Source organism: Phytobacter sp. RSE-02, from assembly GCF_040578655.1.
Classification (GTDB): domain Bacteria; phylum Pseudomonadota; class Gammaproteobacteria; order Enterobacterales; family Enterobacteriaceae; genus Phytobacter; species Phytobacter diazotrophicus.
Genome location: NZ_JBEULY010000002.1, coordinates 501,186 through 519,242 on the forward strand (window position 1 = coordinate 501,186; position 18,057 = coordinate 519,242).

General features: G+C 54.0%; 17 protein-coding genes and 2 pseudogenes. 13 read left to right on the forward strand and 6 right to left on the reverse strand.

Annotated features, from left to right (window positions below; translation table 11 throughout):
* Nucleotides 1–23: 23 nt before the first annotated feature.
* A complete protein-coding gene (hemA, locus tag ABU190_RS05980) occupies nt 24–1,280 on the reverse strand; it encodes a glutamyl-tRNA reductase (protein ID WP_039079200.1) in 1,257 nt (418 codons plus the stop codon).
* A 201-nt stretch (nt 1,281–1,481) separates the two neighbouring features.
* Between hemA and lolB the strand changes: the two genes are divergently transcribed.
* The 4 genes from lolB to dauA all read left to right on the forward strand — a co-directional run bounded on the left by lolB (nt 1,482) and on the right by dauA (nt 5,845).
* On the forward strand, nt 1,482–2,105 hold the full coding sequence (gene lolB, locus ABU190_RS05985; protein WP_354690696.1) for a lipoprotein insertase outer membrane protein LolB: 624 nt from the start codon (nt 1,482–1,484) through the stop codon (nt 2,103–2,105).
* Nucleotides 2,105–2,971 (forward strand): 4-(cytidine 5'-diphospho)-2-C-methyl-D-erythritol kinase, encoded by an 867-nt coding sequence (ispE, locus tag ABU190_RS05990; protein WP_354690811.1) that lies wholly within the window; start codon nt 2,105–2,107, stop codon nt 2,969–2,971. The genes lolB and ispE overlap by 1 nt, the downstream gene beginning before the upstream one ends.
* Before the next feature lie 124 nt (nt 2,972–3,095).
* Nucleotides 3,096–4,043, forward strand: a complete 948-nt coding sequence (prs, locus tag ABU190_RS05995; RefSeq protein ID WP_090085106.1) for a ribose-phosphate diphosphokinase — start codon at nt 3,096–3,098, stop codon at nt 4,041–4,043.
* Nucleotides 4,044–4,165: 122 nt separating this feature from the next.
* Nucleotides 4,166–5,845, forward strand: a complete 1,680-nt coding sequence (dauA, locus tag ABU190_RS06000; protein WP_075203585.1) for a C4-dicarboxylic acid transporter DauA — start codon at nt 4,166–4,168, stop codon at nt 5,843–5,845.
* Here the strand turns inward: dauA and ABU190_RS06005 are convergent.
* The gene (locus ABU190_RS06005) at nt 5,840–6,889 is read right to left on the reverse strand and encodes a MerR family transcriptional regulator (RefSeq protein ID WP_354690697.1); all 1,050 of its coding nucleotides are present in this window, start codon (nt 6,887–6,889) and stop codon (nt 5,840–5,842) included. The genes dauA and ABU190_RS06005 overlap by 6 nt on opposite strands.
* Nucleotides 6,890–7,007: 118 nt before the next feature.
* On the reverse strand, nt 7,008–7,283 hold the full coding sequence (ychH, locus tag ABU190_RS06010; protein WP_271849539.1) for a stress-induced protein YchH: 276 nt from the start codon (nt 7,281–7,283) through the stop codon (nt 7,008–7,010).
* Nucleotides 7,284–7,555: 272 nt separating this feature from the next.
* On the opposite strand from ychH, the gene pth reads away from it, so the two are divergent.
* From pth to ABU190_RS06045, 7 genes are all read left to right on the forward strand, one after another.
* Entirely contained in the window at nt 7,556–8,140 is a 585-nt protein-coding gene (gene pth, locus ABU190_RS06015) for an aminoacyl-tRNA hydrolase (protein ID WP_039079206.1), read from the forward strand.
* A gap of 126 nt (nt 8,141–8,266) precedes the next feature.
* Nucleotides 8,267–9,361 carry a redox-regulated ATPase YchF gene (ychF, locus tag ABU190_RS06020; protein WP_039079207.1) on the forward strand — a complete coding sequence of 365 codons (1,095 nt, stop codon included), beginning with the start codon at nt 8,267–8,269 and terminating at the stop codon, nt 9,359–9,361.
* Nucleotides 9,362–9,665: 304 nt separating this feature from the next.
* On the forward strand, nt 9,666–11,369 hold the full coding sequence (locus ABU190_RS06025) for an ABC transporter substrate-binding protein (protein WP_354690698.1): 1,704 nt from the start codon (nt 9,666–9,668) through the stop codon (nt 11,367–11,369).
* Nucleotides 11,370–11,414: 45 nt separating this feature from the next.
* Entirely contained in the window at nt 11,415–12,374 is a 960-nt protein-coding gene (locus ABU190_RS06030) for an ABC transporter permease (protein WP_354690699.1), read from the forward strand.
* The gene (gene opp4C, locus ABU190_RS06035; RefSeq protein WP_354690700.1) at nt 12,374–13,321 is read left to right on the forward strand and encodes an oligopeptide ABC transporter permease; all 948 of its coding nucleotides are present in this window, start codon (nt 12,374–12,376) and stop codon (nt 13,319–13,321) included. The genes ABU190_RS06030 and opp4C overlap by 1 nt, the downstream gene beginning before the upstream one ends.
* On the forward strand, nt 13,318–14,298 hold the full coding sequence (locus tag ABU190_RS06040; RefSeq protein ID WP_354690701.1) for an ABC transporter ATP-binding protein: 981 nt from the start codon (nt 13,318–13,320) through the stop codon (nt 14,296–14,298). The genes opp4C and ABU190_RS06040 overlap by 4 nt, the downstream gene beginning before the upstream one ends.
* Entirely contained in the window at nt 14,295–15,272 is a 978-nt protein-coding gene (locus tag ABU190_RS06045) for an oligopeptide/dipeptide ABC transporter ATP-binding protein (protein ID WP_354690702.1), read from the forward strand. Before ABU190_RS06040 ends, ABU190_RS06045 begins: the two co-directional genes overlap by 4 nt.
* Before the next feature lie 104 nt (nt 15,273–15,376).
* Here ABU190_RS06045 and ABU190_RS06050 read toward each other — a convergent pair.
* The 3 genes and pseudogenes from ABU190_RS06050 to ABU190_RS06060 all read right to left on the reverse strand — a co-directional run.
* Nucleotides 15,377–15,478, reverse strand: a pseudogene (locus tag ABU190_RS06050) (IS200/IS605 family transposase); the annotation flags it as partial.
* Between the two features lie 67 nt (nt 15,479–15,545).
* A pseudogene (locus ABU190_RS06055) lies at nt 15,546–15,857 on the reverse strand (ABC transporter ATP-binding protein); the annotation flags it as partial.
* Between the two features lie 263 nt (nt 15,858–16,120).
* Complete coding sequence (locus ABU190_RS06060; protein WP_354690703.1) at nt 16,121–16,519, reverse strand: VOC family protein; 399 nt, start codon at nt 16,517–16,519, stop codon at nt 16,121–16,123.
* A gap of 89 nt (nt 16,520–16,608) precedes the next feature.
* Between ABU190_RS06060 and ABU190_RS06065 the strand changes: the two genes are divergently transcribed.
* Together ABU190_RS06065 and ABU190_RS06070 are read left to right on the forward strand one after the other, a co-directional pair.
* Entirely contained in the window at nt 16,609–17,301 is a 693-nt protein-coding gene (locus tag ABU190_RS06065; RefSeq protein WP_354690704.1) for a YafY family protein, read from the forward strand.
* A gap of 161 nt (nt 17,302–17,462) precedes the next feature.
* On the forward strand, nt 17,463–18,050 hold the full coding sequence (locus ABU190_RS06070; protein ID WP_296432968.1) for a TetR/AcrR family transcriptional regulator: 588 nt from the start codon (nt 17,463–17,465) through the stop codon (nt 18,048–18,050).
* Nucleotides 18,051–18,057 lie beyond the last annotated feature (7 nt).

Genomic DNA, 18,057 nt, shown 5'->3' on the forward strand with positions numbered 1-18,057 from the left:
CCCTGTTATTAGAGATTGTTGTGCTACTCCAGCCCGAGGCTGTTGCGCAGAATATGCAGGCGCTCATCATCCCCGTCACGGGCGGCCTGCTGAAGAGATTTGGTTGGTGCGTGGATCAGGCGATTGGTCAGTTTCCAGGCCAGATCCTGCATAATGGCTTGTGCGTCGCCACCCTGTTCAAGGGCGGCCAGCGCTTTGGCAGTCAATTCATCACGAATCTGCTCAGATTGGCTGCGGTAATCACGAATTGTCTCGCTGGCGCTTTGCGCGCGCAGCCAGGCCATAAATTCGCTCGTTTCCTGCTCAACGATAGTTTCAGCCTGCACCGCCGCCGCTTTACGCTGCGCGAGGTTGTGCTGAATAATGCTTTGTAGATCGTCAACGCTGTAGAGATAGGCGTTCGCCAGTTTACCCACTTCTGGCTCGACATCGCGCGGAACGGCAATATCCACCAGCAGCATTGGCTGGTTGCGGCGCGCCTTCATTGCCCGCTCAACCATGCCTTTACCAATGATCGGCAATGGGCTGGCGGTAGAACTGATGACAATATCGGCATCTTTCAGGCGCGAATCGATATCGCTCAGGGAAATCACTTCCGCCCCTACTTCATCTGCCAGAACCTGCGCACGTTCACGAGTACGGTTGGCGATGATCATCTTCTGCACTTTATGCTCGCGCAAATGACGTGCCACCAGTTCGATAGTTTCCCCCGCACCGACAAGCATGACGCTGACCGACGAGAGTGATTCAAAGATTTGGCGTGCCAGGGTACAGGCAGCAAAGGCGACAGAAACCGCGCTCGCGCCGATATCGGTTTCCGTGCGCACGCGTTTGGCGACGGAGAACGACTTCTGGAACATGCGTTCAAGTTCGCTGGCTTTCAGATGACCGCGGTTCGAATCCGCAAACGCTTTTTTCACCTGGCCGAGGATCTGCGGTTCGCCCAGTACCAGCGAGTCCAGCCCGCTCGCCACACGCATTAAATGGCTGACGGCGTCGTTATCGTGGTGCCAGTAAAGGCTGTTACGCAACTCTTCTTCGCTGATCTGATGGTAATCACACAGCCAGCGAACCAGCGATTCATGGAGGTTTTCCTGCTCTTCAACGCTTAAATAAAGCTCGGTACGGTTACATGTTGACAACACCACACCACCCTGCACCATCGGCTGCGCCAGCAGGCTGTCTAACGCCTGGTCAAGCGTATCCGGCGAAAACGTAATACGTTCTCGCAACGAAACGGGGGCCGTTTTGTGGTTGATGCCGAGCGCCAGAAGAGTCATGTGAGTGGGAATAGTACCAACGTTGATAAGGTTAGACTGTGCGCATCATACAGGATGCGCGAGGTCAATAAAAGAGAGCGCCCCCTTTTGGAGTAATCGGTAATTTAATGATTTAAGACAACTTGAACGTAGACGCTATCACTGCCCGGCGCTAGCATTAAGAATATTTACTGCAACGCACCTCAAGGATTCGTCATCATTATGACTTTGCCGGACTTTCGCCTTATTCGTTTGCTGCCGCTGGCTAGCCTCGTACTGACTGCCTGTACCCTCACTGCGCCTAAAGGGCCGGGCCAGAGTCCGGATGCTCCTCAGTGGCGTCAACATCAGCAAGACGTCAGCAAATTGAACCAGTTTCAGACACGTGGCGCTTTCGCCTTTATCTCCGATGAGCAGAAAGTCTATGCCCGCTTTTTCTGGCAACAGACCGGGCAGGATCGCTATCGCCTGCTGCTGACAAACCCGTTGGGCAGCACGGAGCTGGAACTCAACGCCCAGCCTGGCGCAGTAGAGCTGGTCGACAACAAAGGCAAGCGCTACACCTCCACCGATGCGGAAGAGATGATTGGCAAACTGACCGGTATGCCGATTCCACTGAACAGCCTGCGTCAGTGGATTCTGGGCCTGCCCGGCGACGCGACCGACTACAAGCTTGACGACCAGTATCGACTCAGCGAGCTTAACTACAGCCAGGGGGGCAAAAACTGGAAAGTGGTGTACGGCGGTTATGACAGCAATACGAAGCCGGCCCTGCCTTCCAGTCTTGAGCTGAGCGATGGCGGACAGCGTATCAAGCTCAAAATGGATAACTGGATTGCGAAATGATGACGCGCTTTCCCGCACCGGCGAAACTCAATCTGTTTTTGTACATCACCGGGCAACGGGCTGATGGTTATCACACGCTGCAAACCCTGTTTCAGTTTCTTGATTACGGTGACACCCTAAGCTTTGAACCGCGAACAGATGGCGTTATTCGGTTGCTAACGCCTGTCGAGGGGGTGCCGGATGAAGAAAATCTGATCGTGCGCGCCGCCCGTCTGTTGATGCAACAGGCGCAAAAGACGGGTCGCCTGCCTGCTGGCAGCGGCGCGGATATCCAGATAGACAAACGCCTGCCGATGGGCGGCGGTCTGGGCGGGGGCTCGTCAAACGCGGCCACGGTGCTGGTGGCGCTCAATCATCTGTGGCATTGCGGTTTATCGGTTGATGAACTGGCAGAACTGGGATTAGCACTGGGGGCGGATGTACCGGTATTTGTCCGGGGGCACGCGGCGTTTGCCGAAGGTGTCGGCGAGATACTTACCCCCGTGGAACCCGAAGAGAAATGGTATCTGGTCGCCCATCCTGGCGTCAGCATCCCCACCCCGACCATTTTCCGCGACCCGGAATTGCCGAGAAATACACCAAAGCGGTCAATAGAAACGTTACTAAAATGTGAATTCAGCAACGATTGCGAGGTTATCGCAAGAAAACGTTTTCGTAAGGTTGATGAGGCGCTTACCTGGCTGCTAGAATACGCGCCGTCGCGCCTGACTGGCACAGGGGCCTGTGTTTTTGCTGAATTTGACACAGAGTCTGCTGCTCTTCAGGTGTTAGAGCAAGCCCCGGCATGGCTGCGCGGTTTTGTCGCACGAGGTGTAAACCTCTCGCCTCTCGCCAGCGCCCTCGCCGGGCAAGCTGAGTCCCGGTGACAACGTCACTTGTTCCAGACGTTGCATCGCGCTCTTTAATACACCGCATGGATAGAATTATGTCTGAACCGCACATTTATGGCTTATTCTATCCACCAATGGACGCATGCCTGAGGTTCTTCTCGTGCCTGATATGAAGCTTTTTGCTGGTAACGCCACCCCGGAACTAGCACAACGTATTGCCAACCGCCTGTACACTTCTCTCGGCGACGCCGCCGTAGGTCGCTTTAGCGATGGCGAAGTCAGCGTACAAATTAATGAAAATGTACGCGGTGGTGATATTTTCATCATCCAGTCCACTTGTGCTCCAACGAACGACAACCTGATGGAATTGGTTGTTATGGTTGATGCCCTGCGCCGTGCTTCTGCAGGCCGTATCACCGCCGTTATTCCTTATTTTGGTTATGCCCGTCAGGACCGCCGCGTGCGCTCCGCACGTGTACCTATCACCGCAAAAGTTGTCGCGGATTTTCTCTCCAGCGTAGGCGTTGACCGCGTCCTCACCGTCGACCTGCACGCTGAGCAGATCCAGGGCTTCTTTGATGTGCCGGTTGATAACGTATTCGGTAGCCCTATTCTGCTGGAAGACATGCTGCAACTTAATCTGGATAACCCGATTGTGGTTTCTCCGGATATCGGCGGCGTTGTTCGCGCTCGCGCTATCGCAAAACTGCTTAACGATACCGATATGGCTATCATTGATAAACGTCGTCCGCGTGCGAACGTTTCTCAGGTTATGCATATCATCGGTGACGTCGCAGGCCGTGACTGCGTGCTGGTTGACGACATGATCGACACCGGCGGTACGCTGTGTAAAGCAGCAGAAGCGCTGAAAGAGCGCGGTGCTAAACGCGTGTTTGCTTACGCGACTCACCCGATCTTCTCTGGCAATGCGGCGAACAACCTGCGCAACTCCGTTATCGATGAAGTGGTCGTTTGTGACACCATCCCGCTGACGGATGAAATCAAATCGCTGCCAAACGTGCGTACCTTGACCCTGTCTGGCATGCTGGCCGAAGCGATTCGTCGCATCAGCAACGAAGAATCCATTTCCGCAATGTTCGAACATTGATTGGAATCGGCACAAAGACCCGCTGCGGCGGGTTTTTTTATTCCTGTGTTTTATTTGTATGACTAATAAATATCGAGCATACAAATTTATATTGGTGATATTTGACCAGGGATTACTCTTCTGTGAAAAGACTCTTTTCTCCACACGTCATGCCATTCAGCGCCATTATTGAGGCCTGCTGGAAGGAAAAATATAGCCTGGCGCGTTTCACGCGCGACCTGATTGCCGGGGTGACAGTTGGCATCATCGCTATTCCACTGGCCATGGCCCTGGCCATTGGTAGCGGCGTTGCGCCGCAATACGGGCTTTATACCGCCGCTGTCGCCGGTATCGTTATCGCACTGACCGGGGGCTCGCGCTATAGCGTTTCCGGCCCTACCGCCGCTTTCGTCGTCATTCTCTATCCCGTATCGCAGCAATTTGGTCTCGGTGGGCTGCTGGTAGCGACGCTGATGTCAGGGGTCTTTTTGATTCTGTTTGGCCTCGCCCGCTTTGGTCGCCTGATCGAATATATTCCCGTTTCCGTCACGCTGGGCTTTACGTCAGGTATCGGGATTACCATCGGTACCATGCAGATAAAAGATTTCCTCGGTTTGCAGGTTGCGCATATGCCGGAACACTACCTGCAAAAAGTCGGCGCGCTGGCAATGGCACTGCCGAGTATTAATCTCGGTGATGCGGCCATCGGTGTCGTTACCCTCGGCACCCTGATTTTGTGGCCTCGTCTGCGCATTCGCCTGCCGGGGCATTTACCGGCACTGCTTGCCGGTTGTGCCGTGATGGCGGTGGTTAATCTGGTGGGGGGTCATGTCGCCACCATTGGCTCTCAATTTCACTACGTACTGGCAGACGGTTCACAGGGCAACGGTATCCCACAATTGCTGCCACAGCTTGTGCTGCCATGGGATTTGCCGGGTTCGAGCTTCACCCTGAGCTGGGCCTCTTTGCAGGCGCTGCTGCCCGCCGCGTTCTCGATGGCGTTACTGGGGGCCATTGAGTCTCTGCTCTGCGCGGTGGTGCTTGATGGCATGACCGGAACACGCCATAAAGCCAATAGCGAGTTGATAGGTCAGGGGCTGGGGAATATTGTCGCGCCTTTCTTTGGCGGCATCACCGCTACGGCGGCGATTGCCCGTTCAGCGGCCAACGTCCGCGCCGGAGCATCGTCCCCGGTCTCCGCTATTATTCACGCTGTTCTGGTGATCCTTGCCCTGCTGGTGCTCGCTCCCTTGCTCTCCTGGCTGCCGCTTTCCGCCATGGCCGCGCTGCTGCTGATGGTGGCCTGGAACATGAGTGAGGCGCATAAGGTGGTAAACCTGCTGCGTCGCGCGCCGACAGACGACATTATCGTCATGCTGATTTGTATGTCGCTGACCGTGTTGTTCGATATGGTTATCGCCATTAGCGTGGGTATCGTTCTGGCATCACTACTGTTTATGCGCCGTATCGCGCGCATGACCCGTCTGTCGCCTGTCAATGTAGACGTGGCGGACGATATTCTGGTGTTGCGTGTGATTGGCCCGCTGTTTTTCGCCGCCGCCGACGGTCTGTTCACCGAACTGGAATCGCGGATTGCAGGCAAACGGGTCGTGATACTCAAGTGGGATGCGGTACCGCTGCTTGATGCGGGTGGGCTCGATGCCTTCCAGCGTTTTGTCAATCGCCTGCCGGAAGGCACCGAGTTGCGCGTCAGCAATCTGGAGTTTCAGCCGCTGCGCACCATGGCGCGAGCGGGTATCAAACCCATTGCGGGCCGGTTGTCGTTCTGGCCAAATCGTGACGCCGCGTTAGCGGATTTATGATGAACCCGATGCCCCGTAGCGTTTGCGCATCAGGGCATCTACCGCCTGCTGCAGCCATTGCAGCAGGTCTGGCGTCACCCAGGTTCCTTTCATGAGATGCGGCTCCTGCTGCATCGACAGGCGAAACTTCTGTTGGGTTTGCGGATCGGTTCCGGCATAGGACTGGAACAGCTCCAGCCAGGTATTTGCCAGCGCCTGCGCCTCTTCTGACTGCGGGTCAATCCCCTCGAGTGCCGCCTGGCGAACGCGACTCACTAACGGCGGCCACTCCATCATCCGGTCAAAATAATGCGCGCGGGTAAATGCCATCTCTTCTGGCGTCAGATAGCGCTGCCAGATAGCCAGTTTGCTTTCGCCGAAACTGCGGGTAATGAAATTAATTGTCGCATCATCAATTCCGGTCTGTTCACGCATTTGCGGCTCAACCAGGTGCATCTCATTGAGCCGGGTCAAAAACTCCGGCCTGCGGGCGGTATCCTCCTCCAGGCGCGTCATCCAGCGCGTTGCCAGATTCATCGCCTTTTCATCATCAACCGGGCACCCCTGCGCCATCAGCGCTTTGGCTTCCGCCACCATGTTCGCCCATACAAGGCTGCGCTCTTCGTCATGCGCGGCAAACGGCAGCTCGCGCAATTCCTCAGCACTAAACCAACGGTTATACATATTCGTTAACTCCAGCGTCAGTAACCAGGACTCCAGGTCAGGCTCAGCACCGCTTTCCATTCCACGCTTTAACATCAGCAGTTGCTGGCGCAACGTCTGGATCGTGCGCATTTGCGCATCAAGCAAGCTGATTTGTTCATCGAGCAGAACGTGAAGCGGACGCGTCTCCCGCGCCAGGTAATCCTTGATAGCTGCCAGCGCCATACCCGCCTTCGCCAGTACCTGAATCATATGCAGGCGTTTGACATCAGCGAGATTGTATAAACGGTAACCGGCAGCGCTTCGGGATGAAGGCGTAAGTAGACCGATATGTTCGTAGTGGTGCAGAGTACGGACAGTGATCCCGGCACGACGTGCCAGTTCACCAGCTTGAATTAACATAACGGCTCCTTTTCTTCCCCTTGACTGCCACTCTCGGGCCTAACGTTACGTAAGGGTCAAGAAAAAAGCCAAAAAAAAACGGCTTCCTGAGGAAACCGCTTGTTTGTGTTGTTATACGTTAGCTATGACCGTGTCCGTCACGGCGGCAGCGTTTGTCGTAATGGCGCACCCACCAGTACTTATCGCAGACCTGCTCATGGCCGCTAATACGTGCGCCTGCAAGCCAGAGTACTGCCCCGACAAAAATGCTGAGAATGGCACCGTGGGCGAAGAACTGCGGCAGATTAAGCTGCGGCAACTGATTCAGAACAGAGTAACCCACACCGACTATCATCACGACTAACCCCAGGCCCATAAGCACATTACCGAGTAACGAAGCGTTTTTGCGTTTCATGGTGTCACCTCCGGAACGATGGGTTGAAAGGGAATAACCCCAATCCTTGTGAGTAAAGTATAGACAGGGGGGTTATGGCGATTGCGCCCAGGATCACAATTACACATATTAAGACCACATATGTTTACAAATAACCCTCTGAACTACTTGTATTTCTAATGGTTCATATGGGTAATCATTGTCCTTTTCCCCGTTTCGTCCTGAGAACTTTGTCATCACGCGCCGCACGACGTAAACTACGCGCCAGATATTGACCTGGTCAGGAAGAAAAAGTGACGATTAAACTGATTGTCGGGCTGGCAAATCCCGGCGCGGAATATGCCGCGACACGCCATAATGCAGGCGCCTGGTACGTCGATCTGCTGGCTGAACGTTGCCGTGCCCCGCTACGCGAAGAACCGAAATTTTTTGGCTATTCCTCACGGATCAATCTGGCGGGCGAAGATGTGCGTCTGCTGGTCCCCACGACTTTTATGAATCTCAGCGGCAAGGCCGTTGCCGCGATGGCAACCTTTTATCGCATCAACCCGGACGAAATCCTGGTTGCCCACGATGAACTGGACTTACCGCCGGGCGTGGCGAAGTTTAAACTGGGCGGCGGTCATGGCGGCCACAACGGATTGAAAGACATTATCAGTAAATTGGGCAATAACCCCAATTTCCACCGTTTGCGCGTGGGAATTGGCCATCCGGGCGATAAAAACAAAGTTGTCGGTTTTGTGCTGGGTAAACCGCCTGTTTCTGAACAGAAATTGATTGACGAAGCGGTAGATGAAGCGGCACGTTGCACGGAAATCTGGTTGAAAGACGGCCTGACAAAAGCGACCAACCGTCTGCACGCCTTTAAGGCCCAGTAACACGCGCCCTCTGGCATTTTTGCCGCGCGATACAACGGTTACGTGTATAATAGGCAAAGTTATTAACTTTTATGCAATCTGTTTTATATAACGGATTGATTATTCAGAAATTAAGGTAATTACATCATGGGATTCAAATGCGGTATCGTTGGCCTGCCCAACGTAGGTAAATCCACCCTGTTCAACGCGCTCACCAAAGCAGGTATTGAAGCGGCAAACTTCCCCTTCTGTACTATTGAGCCGAACACCGGTGTCGTACCGATGCCCGATCCGCGTCTGGACAAGCTGGCGGAGATCGTCAAGCCACAGCGTATTCTGCCAACCACGATGGAGTTTGTGGATATCGCCGGTCTGGTTAAAGGCGCATCCAAAGGTGAAGGCCTGGGTAACCAGTTCCTGACCAACATTCGCGAAACCGAAGCCATTGGCCATGTGGTACGCTGCTTTGAGAACGACAATATCATTCACGTGAATAATAAAGTGGATCCGGCGGATGATATCGAGGTTATTAATACCGAGCTGGCGCTGTCTGATCTGGACACCTGTGAGCGCGCTATTCATCGCGTACAGAAAAAGGCCAAAGGCGGCGATAAAGACGCGAAAGCAGAGCTGGCGGCGCTGGAAAAATGTCTGCCTCAACTGGAAAACGCAGGCATGCTGCGTGCTCTGAAAAACCTGACCGAAGAAGACAAAGCCGCGATCAAATATCTGAGCTTCCTGACACTCAAGCCGACCATGTACATCGCGAACGTTAACGAAGACGGTTTTGAAAATAACCCCTACCTCGATAAAGTGCGCGAAATCGCCGATGCCGAAGGTTCTGTTGTCGTTGCCGTGTGTGCGGCGGTTGAGTCCGATATCGCTGAACTCGACGATGCAGACCGCGAAGAATTTATGGCCGAACTGGGCATTGAAGAGCCGGGCCTGAACCGCGTTATTCGCGCTGGTTATCAGTTGCTGAACCTGCAAACCTACTTCACAGCGGGCGTGAAAGAAGTGCGCGCATGGACGATCCCGGTTGGCGCAACTGCCCCGCAGGCGGCAGGTAAAATTCATACAGACTTCGAAAAAGGCTTCATCCGTGCGCAGACCATCGCATATGAAGACTTTATCACCTACAAAGGTGAGCAAGGCGCGAAGGAAGCGGGCAAAATGCGCGCAGAAGGTAAAGATTACATCGTGAAAGATGGCGATGTGATGAACTTCCTGTTCAACGTCTAATTAGTTTTGTTGTCTCATGAGGTGTCAGAACATCTCTTGAAGCTCAAAAAACCCTCTAAAATCCACGCACTTGCGTGGATTTTTTATTCCACGTTGTCTCATGTGATCTCATGGAAGCGCAGTCTAAAATGAGTACATAGATGTCTCACCTCCTTTAGCTGAAATTAAGCTTTGATTTACCATGAATTTGCTAAGGATGATTTGTTATAAGCCATGCTTTTTCATTGTTAGACAGGGGGAAGTACGGCTCTTATCTTCGTCATGATTTGTAAATTTTACGCAATTACTTGATGAGGGAGCAATTTTGTCCAGCTTACTGACCCACTTAAAAACAAAACCCACGCACTTTACCCTTGCCCTCAAAATTGCCCTGCTCAGCAGCGTGGTGGCTTTCTCTTCTGCATCGTTTGCCGATGAAGCCTTAAAAGAAGGGATTACGCCTGCGACGGACGCTAGCCAGATCCCGGCGGCGGCAAAGCTGCGTAAAGACACTGTGGTGGCAGGCATTTCTGAGCCGCAGGGTATTTTTAACCCCTATTTCTTTGTCAACGGCTGGGACGAAAACGTCACCAATGTGATTTTCTCACGCCTGATCGACTGGGACAGCCACGGTAATCTGGTGCCAGGCCTGGCGGAAAGCTGGAGCGTCAGCCCGGACAACAAGGTCTATACCATTAAGCTGCGCCCGAACCTGACTTTCAGCGACGGCTCGCCGCTGACCGCTGAAGACGTGGCGTTTACCCTGACCGTGCTGTATGACCCGAAATACGATGGCGATACCGATATCACCCTCGCTAATATTGCGGGCGGCGCGGAGTATAAAGCCGGGAAAGCCGATAGCGTCAGCGGCCTGAAAGTGATCGACCCGCTGACCTTACAGGTCACCACCACGCAGCCAGGCGCGACAACGCTGGCGAAAATCGGCGGCCCGGTGCTGTCAAAAGCGTATTACGGTAAAGGGTATCAGCGCGGCAACCTCGATTATCTGCGTACGCTGCACGGTAAACCGCTGGGCAACGGGCCGTATGTCTATGAAAAATATATTCCGGGCCAGGAGATTCGTTTCCACGCCAACACCCATTTCTACCGTGGCACACCGCCGACGCCGCGCTTTATCTACCGCGTGACCAACCCGTCCACCAACTTCCAGTTGTTCCAGACCGGCGAAACCGATTATGACGCATTCACTTCGCGCCCGGATGATATAGAACAACTGAAAATGCTGGGCTTCGCCAATATCAACCTGTTCGGCTCCAGCGACTACAGCAAAGTGGAATTTAACGTGCGTCGCCCGGCGTTACAGGACGTGAAAGTGCGCCAGGCGCTGATTTACGGCCTCGACCGCCAGAAGCTGATTGATGTGGTTTATCAGGGCTATGGCAAAGTGGCGATTGAACCTATCGCCCCGATTTCATGGGCGTATAACACCGACGGCGTGAACCCGTACAAATTCGACCCGGCGCAGGCGAAGAAACTGCTTGATGAAGCGGGCTGGAAACCGGGGCCGGACGGCATCCGCGTGAAGGACGGTAAACGTCTGGAGCTGACGCTGCTGGTCAGCAAGAAAGTACTGAATGATGCGCTGATCCCCATCGCCAAAGAGAACTGGCAGCAGATTGGCGTACTGCTGAAACCGCAGGTGGTGGATTTCAACGCCCTGATGGCGCAACGCAAAGCGGGCAACTATGACCTGGCCTCTTTCAGCACCAGCACGCTCAACGATCCGCATGATGGTGTGTGGGATTACTACAGCACGGAAGCGAAAGAGTCCGGCTATAACAATCCGCAGGTTGATAAGTTGATCAATGAAGGCAATGCGGTGCTGGACGTGGAAAAACGCAAACCGATCTATCACCAGCTCTATAAAGTGCTGGCGGACGATCCACCGGCGATTCTGCTGGGTAACCGCGAGATTCTGTCGGCCAGCAGCGCCCGCGTCACCGGCTTTAAGCCGGATATCTACAACGGACTGACCGGTAGCCTCCCGGATGTGAAAATCGTCAAGTAACACAAACAACTGCCGGGGATCTCCGGCAGTTGTCATGAGAAAGCTATGCGAAATTTTATCCTCAGGCGACTGCTGCAAACCCTGCCAATGCTGCTGCTCGCATCACTGATTATTTTTATGCTGTTCGCAAAAACGCCGGGCGACTTTATCGACGGTAACATTACCCTCACCGCCGCCCGCGCCGCCGAACTGAAAGCCATTTATGGCCTCGATCAACCACTCTTCAGCCGTTATCTGCACTGGCTCGGCCAGTTGCTGCGCGGCAATTTGGGGTTCTCGCTGCAATACCAAATCCCGGTGAGCCAGCTACTTAACCAGTACATCTGGAACTCGTTCCTGCTGGCAAGCGTTGCGATGGTGTTTTACTGGGGCATCGGGCTGGCGGTGGGCATTGCCTCTGCGCTGAAACCCAATTCGCTGTTCGATCATCTGGTGAGCGTGGTGGTGTTCGCCGCCATGTCATTCCCGACCTTTTTCCTCTGCCTGTTGCTGATTAAGTGGTTCGCGGTCGATCTGCACTGGTTGCCGGTGGGCGGCATGACCAACACTGGCAGCGACGACAGCGGCTGGGCGTGGGTGATGCAGGTTGCGGCGCATCTGGCGTTGCCGGTTATGGCGCTGGTCATGTTGCAGGCGGGCAGCCTGACGCGCTACTTCCGCGCCAGCATGCTGGACGTGGTGAAGATGGATTTTATCCGCACCGCGCGCGCCAAAGGGCTGCGCGAACGTACGGTGATCCTCAAACACGCGCTGCGCAATGCGCTGCTGCCGATCATCACCCTACTCGGTTTTGAGCTGCCGGGGCTATTTTCCGGCGCGATCATCACCGAAAAGGTGTTTAACTGGCCGGGCGCGGGGCATATCCATATTGATTCGCTGGCCGCCCGCGATTACCCGGTGCTGATGGGATTCACCCTGTTTCTGGCGGTATTAACCATTGTTGGCAATCTGATTGCCGATGTGCTGTACGCGTGGGCCGACCCGCGCATTCGCGTGAGGGCGTGATGTTCGGTTCCCTTTTCTCAACGAATCGCCGCCTGCGCAAGGCGGAAATTCCGGCGCTGGCGCAGGCCACGCCCTCTCCGTGGCGTCAGGCGTGGAAAGCGCTGCGCCACAATCATCTGGCGATGTTGTGCCTGGTTCTGCTGGTGGTCATGACCATCTGGTGCGTGCTGGGGCCGGTGTGGTCGCCGTGGAAAGATGACGCCACCGACGCGCTGATGATCAATAAACCACCTGGCGCAGCGCACTGGCTGGGCACCGATTTTCTTGGCCGCGATATTTATACCCGCCTGCTGCTTGCAGGGCGTATCTCGCTGATTATTGGCCTGTTGACCATGCTGCTTTCGGTGGCGCTGGGCTACCTGCTGGGCGCGATCTCCGGTTATGTCGGCGGCTGGACGGACAAACTGATTATGCGCCTTGCGGATCTGGTGATGACGATCCCCAGCCTGCCGCTGCTGATTGTCGCCGGGGCGATGTTGTCAGAGCTCGATTTCTCGCCCGATTCGCGCATCTACATGGTGGTGGTGATGCTCAGCCTGCTGGAGTGGCCAAAGCTGGCGCGGCTGGTGCGCGGGCAAATCCTCTCGCTGCGCGAACGCGATTTTATGCTGGCGACGCAGGTACTGGGCCTCTCTTCGCGCCGCCGCCTGTTCGGCCATCTGTTACCGAACACCATTCCCATTCTGGTGGTGATGGCGACGATGGCGGTGGCCAATGCCATTCTGATGGAATCTGCGCTCAGCTATCTCGGCCTTGGCGTCGTACCGCCAACACCGTCGTGGGGTAATATGATGGATGCGGCCAACAGCCTGATCGATTTTCAGCGTCGCCCGTGGCTGTGGATGCCGCCGGGTATCGCCATTTTTCTGACCGTCATCGCTATTAACGTGCTGGGCGATGGCCTGCGCGATGCGCTGGATCCGAAGATGAAACGGAGCCTGAAATGAGCGAGCCGCTAATTACCTTTAACAACTTATCCATCTCCTTCGCCAGCGAGCAGGGGCGCGTGCGCGCTGTGCAGAATGTCTCATTTGCCATTCAGGCCGGGCAAACCATTGGCGTGGTGGGTGAATCCGGCTGCGGCAAAAGCGTTACCGCCATGTCGCTGATGGGGCTGTTACCGCCGCAGGTTGCGCGTATCGACGGTGGAGAAATCCGCTTTCAGGGCACCGATCTGCTGCGTCTGAAGCCATCGAAAATGGCCGATCTGCGTGGTAATCAGTTAGCGATGATTTTTCAGGAGCCGATGACGGCGCTCAACCCGGTGCTGACCATCGGCGAGCAGCTCTGCGAACCGCTGATTCGCCATCGCGGTGAAACAGCAAAAGCGGCCTGGGCACATGCCACGCAACTGATCGCCGATGTCGGGCTGGCGCGGGCGGAGAGCCTGATGAGCAGCTATCCGCACCAGCTTTCCGGCGGCATGTTGCAGCGCATCATGATTGCCATGGCGCTAAGCTGCCAGCCAAAACTGTTGATTGCCGACGAGCCAACCACGGCGCTGGATGTCACCGTGCAGGCGCAAATCCTGCGCTTACTGCGTGACCAGGCGCGGGCGCAGCAGATGGCGCTGATGCTGATCACCCATGATTTGGGCGTTATCGCGCAGATGGCGGAACACGTCGTAGTGATGTACGCCGGACGCATCGTTGAGCAAGGTCCGACCGCCGACGTGCTGCGCAACCCGCTGCACCCTTATACCAAAGGGCTAATCGCGTCGCGCCCTGTTCCGGGCGAGCGCCGACGCCGCCTCTATTCGATTCCCGGTCAGGTGCCGGATCTGGCCGAACTGCCGCCGTACTGCGCGTTCTACGATCGCTGCGAACGCGCTACGCCGCAGTGCCGCGCGGGCATTCCGCCGCTGATCGGGCAAACGCGGCAAGCCGCATGTATTCACAGTGAGTTAGCGGAGCCGGTTGCATGAGCCAGCAATATGTCATTGAAGTAGATGGTCTGAAAAAGCACTTCCCGCTGCGCGACGGGCTGTTTGGTCAGGAAACCGGACAGCTACGCGCCGTGGATGGCGTCAGTTTTAACATTCGACCCGGCACCATTTTTGGCCTGGTGGGCGAATCCGGCAGCGGTAAAACCACCGTCGGACGCACGCTGCTGGGGCTGTATGACAAAACGGCGGGTAGCGTGAAGTATCGCGGGCAAGAGTTGCAGGATCTGACGCCGAAACAGATGCGTGCGCTGCGCCCGAAAATCCAACTGGTGTTTCAGGATCCTTACAGCTCGCTGAACCCGCGCATTCGCATTGGCGATGCGATCGGCGAAGCGATGCTGGAACACAAGCTGTGCAGCAAAGCGGAACTGCGCGACAAAGTGCTGGAGGTGATGAAAATCTGTGGCCTGGCGCCGCAGCATTACAATCGCTTTCCCCATGAGTTCTCCGGCGGCCAGCGCCAGCGTATTGGCATTGCCCGCGCGCTGATCCTCAACCCGGATTTTATTATCGCCGACGAACCCATCTCGGCGCTGGATGTCTCCATCCAGGCGCAAATCATTAATCTGTTCTCCGATCTGCGCGATGACCACGGTGTCACCTTCCTGTTTATCTCTCACGATCTTGGTGTCGTGGAACATTTGTGTGATGACGTGGCGGTGATGTATCTGGGGAAACTGGTGGAAACCGCCAGCCGCGATGCGCTGTTCAGCCAGCCGCTGCACCCTTACACCCAGGCGCTGCTGGCGGCGGTGCCGACGCTCGACCCGGAAAGCGAGCCCGTGGCGGTGGTGCAGGGGGAAATCCCCGATCCGTCACGCCCGCCCTCCGGTTGCCGTTTCTCTTCACGCTGCCCGCAGGCAACAGAACGCTGCCGCATTGAAATTCCGGAACTGCGCGAAGTGCGCTCTGGTCATCAGGTGGCGTGCCACTGGGTGGAGTCGGCGCAATAAATATGCTCCGGCATAGGCGGAGGTTTTTCAGATGCGCCTATAAGGCTTTGTTACCAGCCGCGCCCTAACAGGCGCATACGATCTGACATTCGCATTAAACTTCGTTACTTATGACCCGTAAACGCGCATCCCGGATAAGGGATAGATAACTGCTCACCCATTTTATCCTCTTCAAGCGGGTGCTTTATGTGTTCTTGTATCGTCGCTGGAGTCCATTTATTCTCATAACAATGCCGCTAAATGTGCAGTGCGAGATGTTTCCTGCTCTTCCCGTTACAGCAAATCGCATAGCTGTTGGCGCTGTCGTTGCAGTGCGCTATCGGTGCGGCTGCGTGGCCACGACAAGGTAATGGGCAGTGTGGTACGAATTCGTCCTGGATGCGGCGACATGACGACTACACGATCTGCAAGGTAAATAGCCTCCTCTACATCGTGGGTCACCAGCAGAATACTCAACGAAGTTTGCTGGCGAATCGTCACCAGCATGTCCTGCAATTGCTGACGTTTTAAGGCGTCCAGCGCACCGAAAGGCTCATCCAGCAGCAATATCTCTGGTTTAGCGGCAAGCCCACGGGCAATCGCCACCACTTATTCATTAATTCGCAGACAAGTCTCTAAACTAATGGATTAAACAACACAAACAAAAGCATTTAAAAACATAACGATATGATTAATAGCTTTAGAAAATCAGGGACTGCGGTGACCCATTACTTAATTCTTATGCTGGCCCGACTGTCACCGAAACAAGGGGTAAATCCGCTCATACCTGGCCCAACTACCCTCTAACAAAATCCACGCCATCGCGTGGATTTTCTTTTTGTCGCGCCTTAAGGGAATTATGACCACAATTACCGATTAAATCGCTGTCTGGCGCTATCCGTTACAGGTGTGAAGAATGACACGAGGGTGCCCTCCGGGTCGCGGAATTGTAGTGTCCTGTTCCCCCAGGGCATATCCTTTGGCTCATGGACAAACGCCACACCGTATTCTTTTAATCTGTTAAATTGATGGTCTACATCTTCTACCAGAAACTCAAGGATTGCGGATTGGTTCGCGGCTGGTTTTGCGCACCCTTCCTTAAACAATGCCACCGTTTCTTCGCTTCCAATGGCTATTACGGCCCCTGGGGTTACAATTTCGGCAAAAACCGGGGCAAGCCAGTCAGCGCTAAAACCTGTAATGAGTTCATAAAACTCAACAACTGTCTTGATGTCTTGCACAATGAGTCGGGTAGAAACTAATTTCATACAATATTCTCCAGGTTGCGGCAGGAACAGCATCAGGAGGTATCATCATTCATCTCTACTGACACCGTGGTGGCAACAGGAAAAAACAAATGAGACGTGCGGACAGGCTTTTCCAGATAATCCAAATACTTCGCAGGAAAAAGCTTCCGGTTACTGCTGCAAGGCTGGCAGAAGAACTTGAGGTATCTAAGCGCACGATTTATCGGGATATTGCCGACCTGGCCGGGCAACGGGTTCCTATAGAGGGAGAAGCGGGAACAGGATACATACTGAGCTCAGATTACGATATGCCCCCTTTAATGTTTACCGCAGAAGAACTAGAGGCGGTCTTTTTGGGGGTTGAATTAGTGAAACACCTGCCGGATGCCACCCTTGCTAACAATGCAAATGATGTCCTGTCTAAAATAGCTTCGGTGATTCCTGACAAGTTGATGCGTTTTTTAAATGACGCAGCCGTTGCCGTAAAACCCGAAAACTCTGGCATCGAGAAAGTAGACACTCGCCTAATCCGGGCGGCGATACGCGATAGCCGGAAAATTTTTCTGGAGTACCGTGCCGCAGATGGCACGATATCGAAAAGGATTATTTGGCCGATCATATTAGGATATGACCTGACGCATTGCTTGCTCATCGCATGGTGTGAGGAGAAACCAGTCTTCCGCCATTTCCGTGCTGACCGCATGTTGAATATTGTTGTGCTCAACGAAAAAATTGGCATTGATAAAAAAAGCCTCAGGATGAAATGGGAAAAATGGCGTAGCACCCAGGGCTACGATATTTAAAAACAAGATATGTCTTTTGTTTTCAATCGACTCTGTGGTAATCAAATAAAATATATATCGCTCGTTCGCGCTGTGGCACACAGCAGTTAAGCGCTTGAAAGCGTGCAGGATTATAGCACTTATGTTATAATTTCATTTTATGCGTTGAAAAAGGTTAAATCTTGAAAACGGCAAATTTTTCCGAACTGATAAAGATAGCCGCTCTACAGCTTTTCAGAGAAAAAGGATTCAGCAATGTTTCCACGCGTGATTTAACACAAAAACTTAATATTTCCAGAAGCCACATTTATCATTATTACCGCGACTGGGAAACGTTAAAAAAAGCGGCTGTTGAATATATGTTTGACGGTGATATACAAGAGTGCAAGGAAACCCTGAAAGCCTCGCCAGGGATGAGCGCTACCGACAGAGTTAAGCTCTATATCAGTACGCTATTACCTGACGCCCCCTCAGCACACTGGCTGCTCTACCTTGAACTCTGGCCGATGGCTGCGCGTGATGCTGATTATGCCAACCTGGTGCATAATCAGTCTCTTCAATGGATCAATATCCTTGAAGAAATCATCGGCTATGGCCTTGATGAAGGCGAATTCCTTTCGGTAAACGCCTCTGTATCAGCCAGACAAATAAATGCATTAATAGATGGATATTCCAGTATGCTGATCCTCGACTATTCAGAGAAAAAGAGAAGTAATTTTCTTGATGAAATATCTGAACTTTCTTTTAAAATCCTTGGAAAATTCTCCTGAGCACATA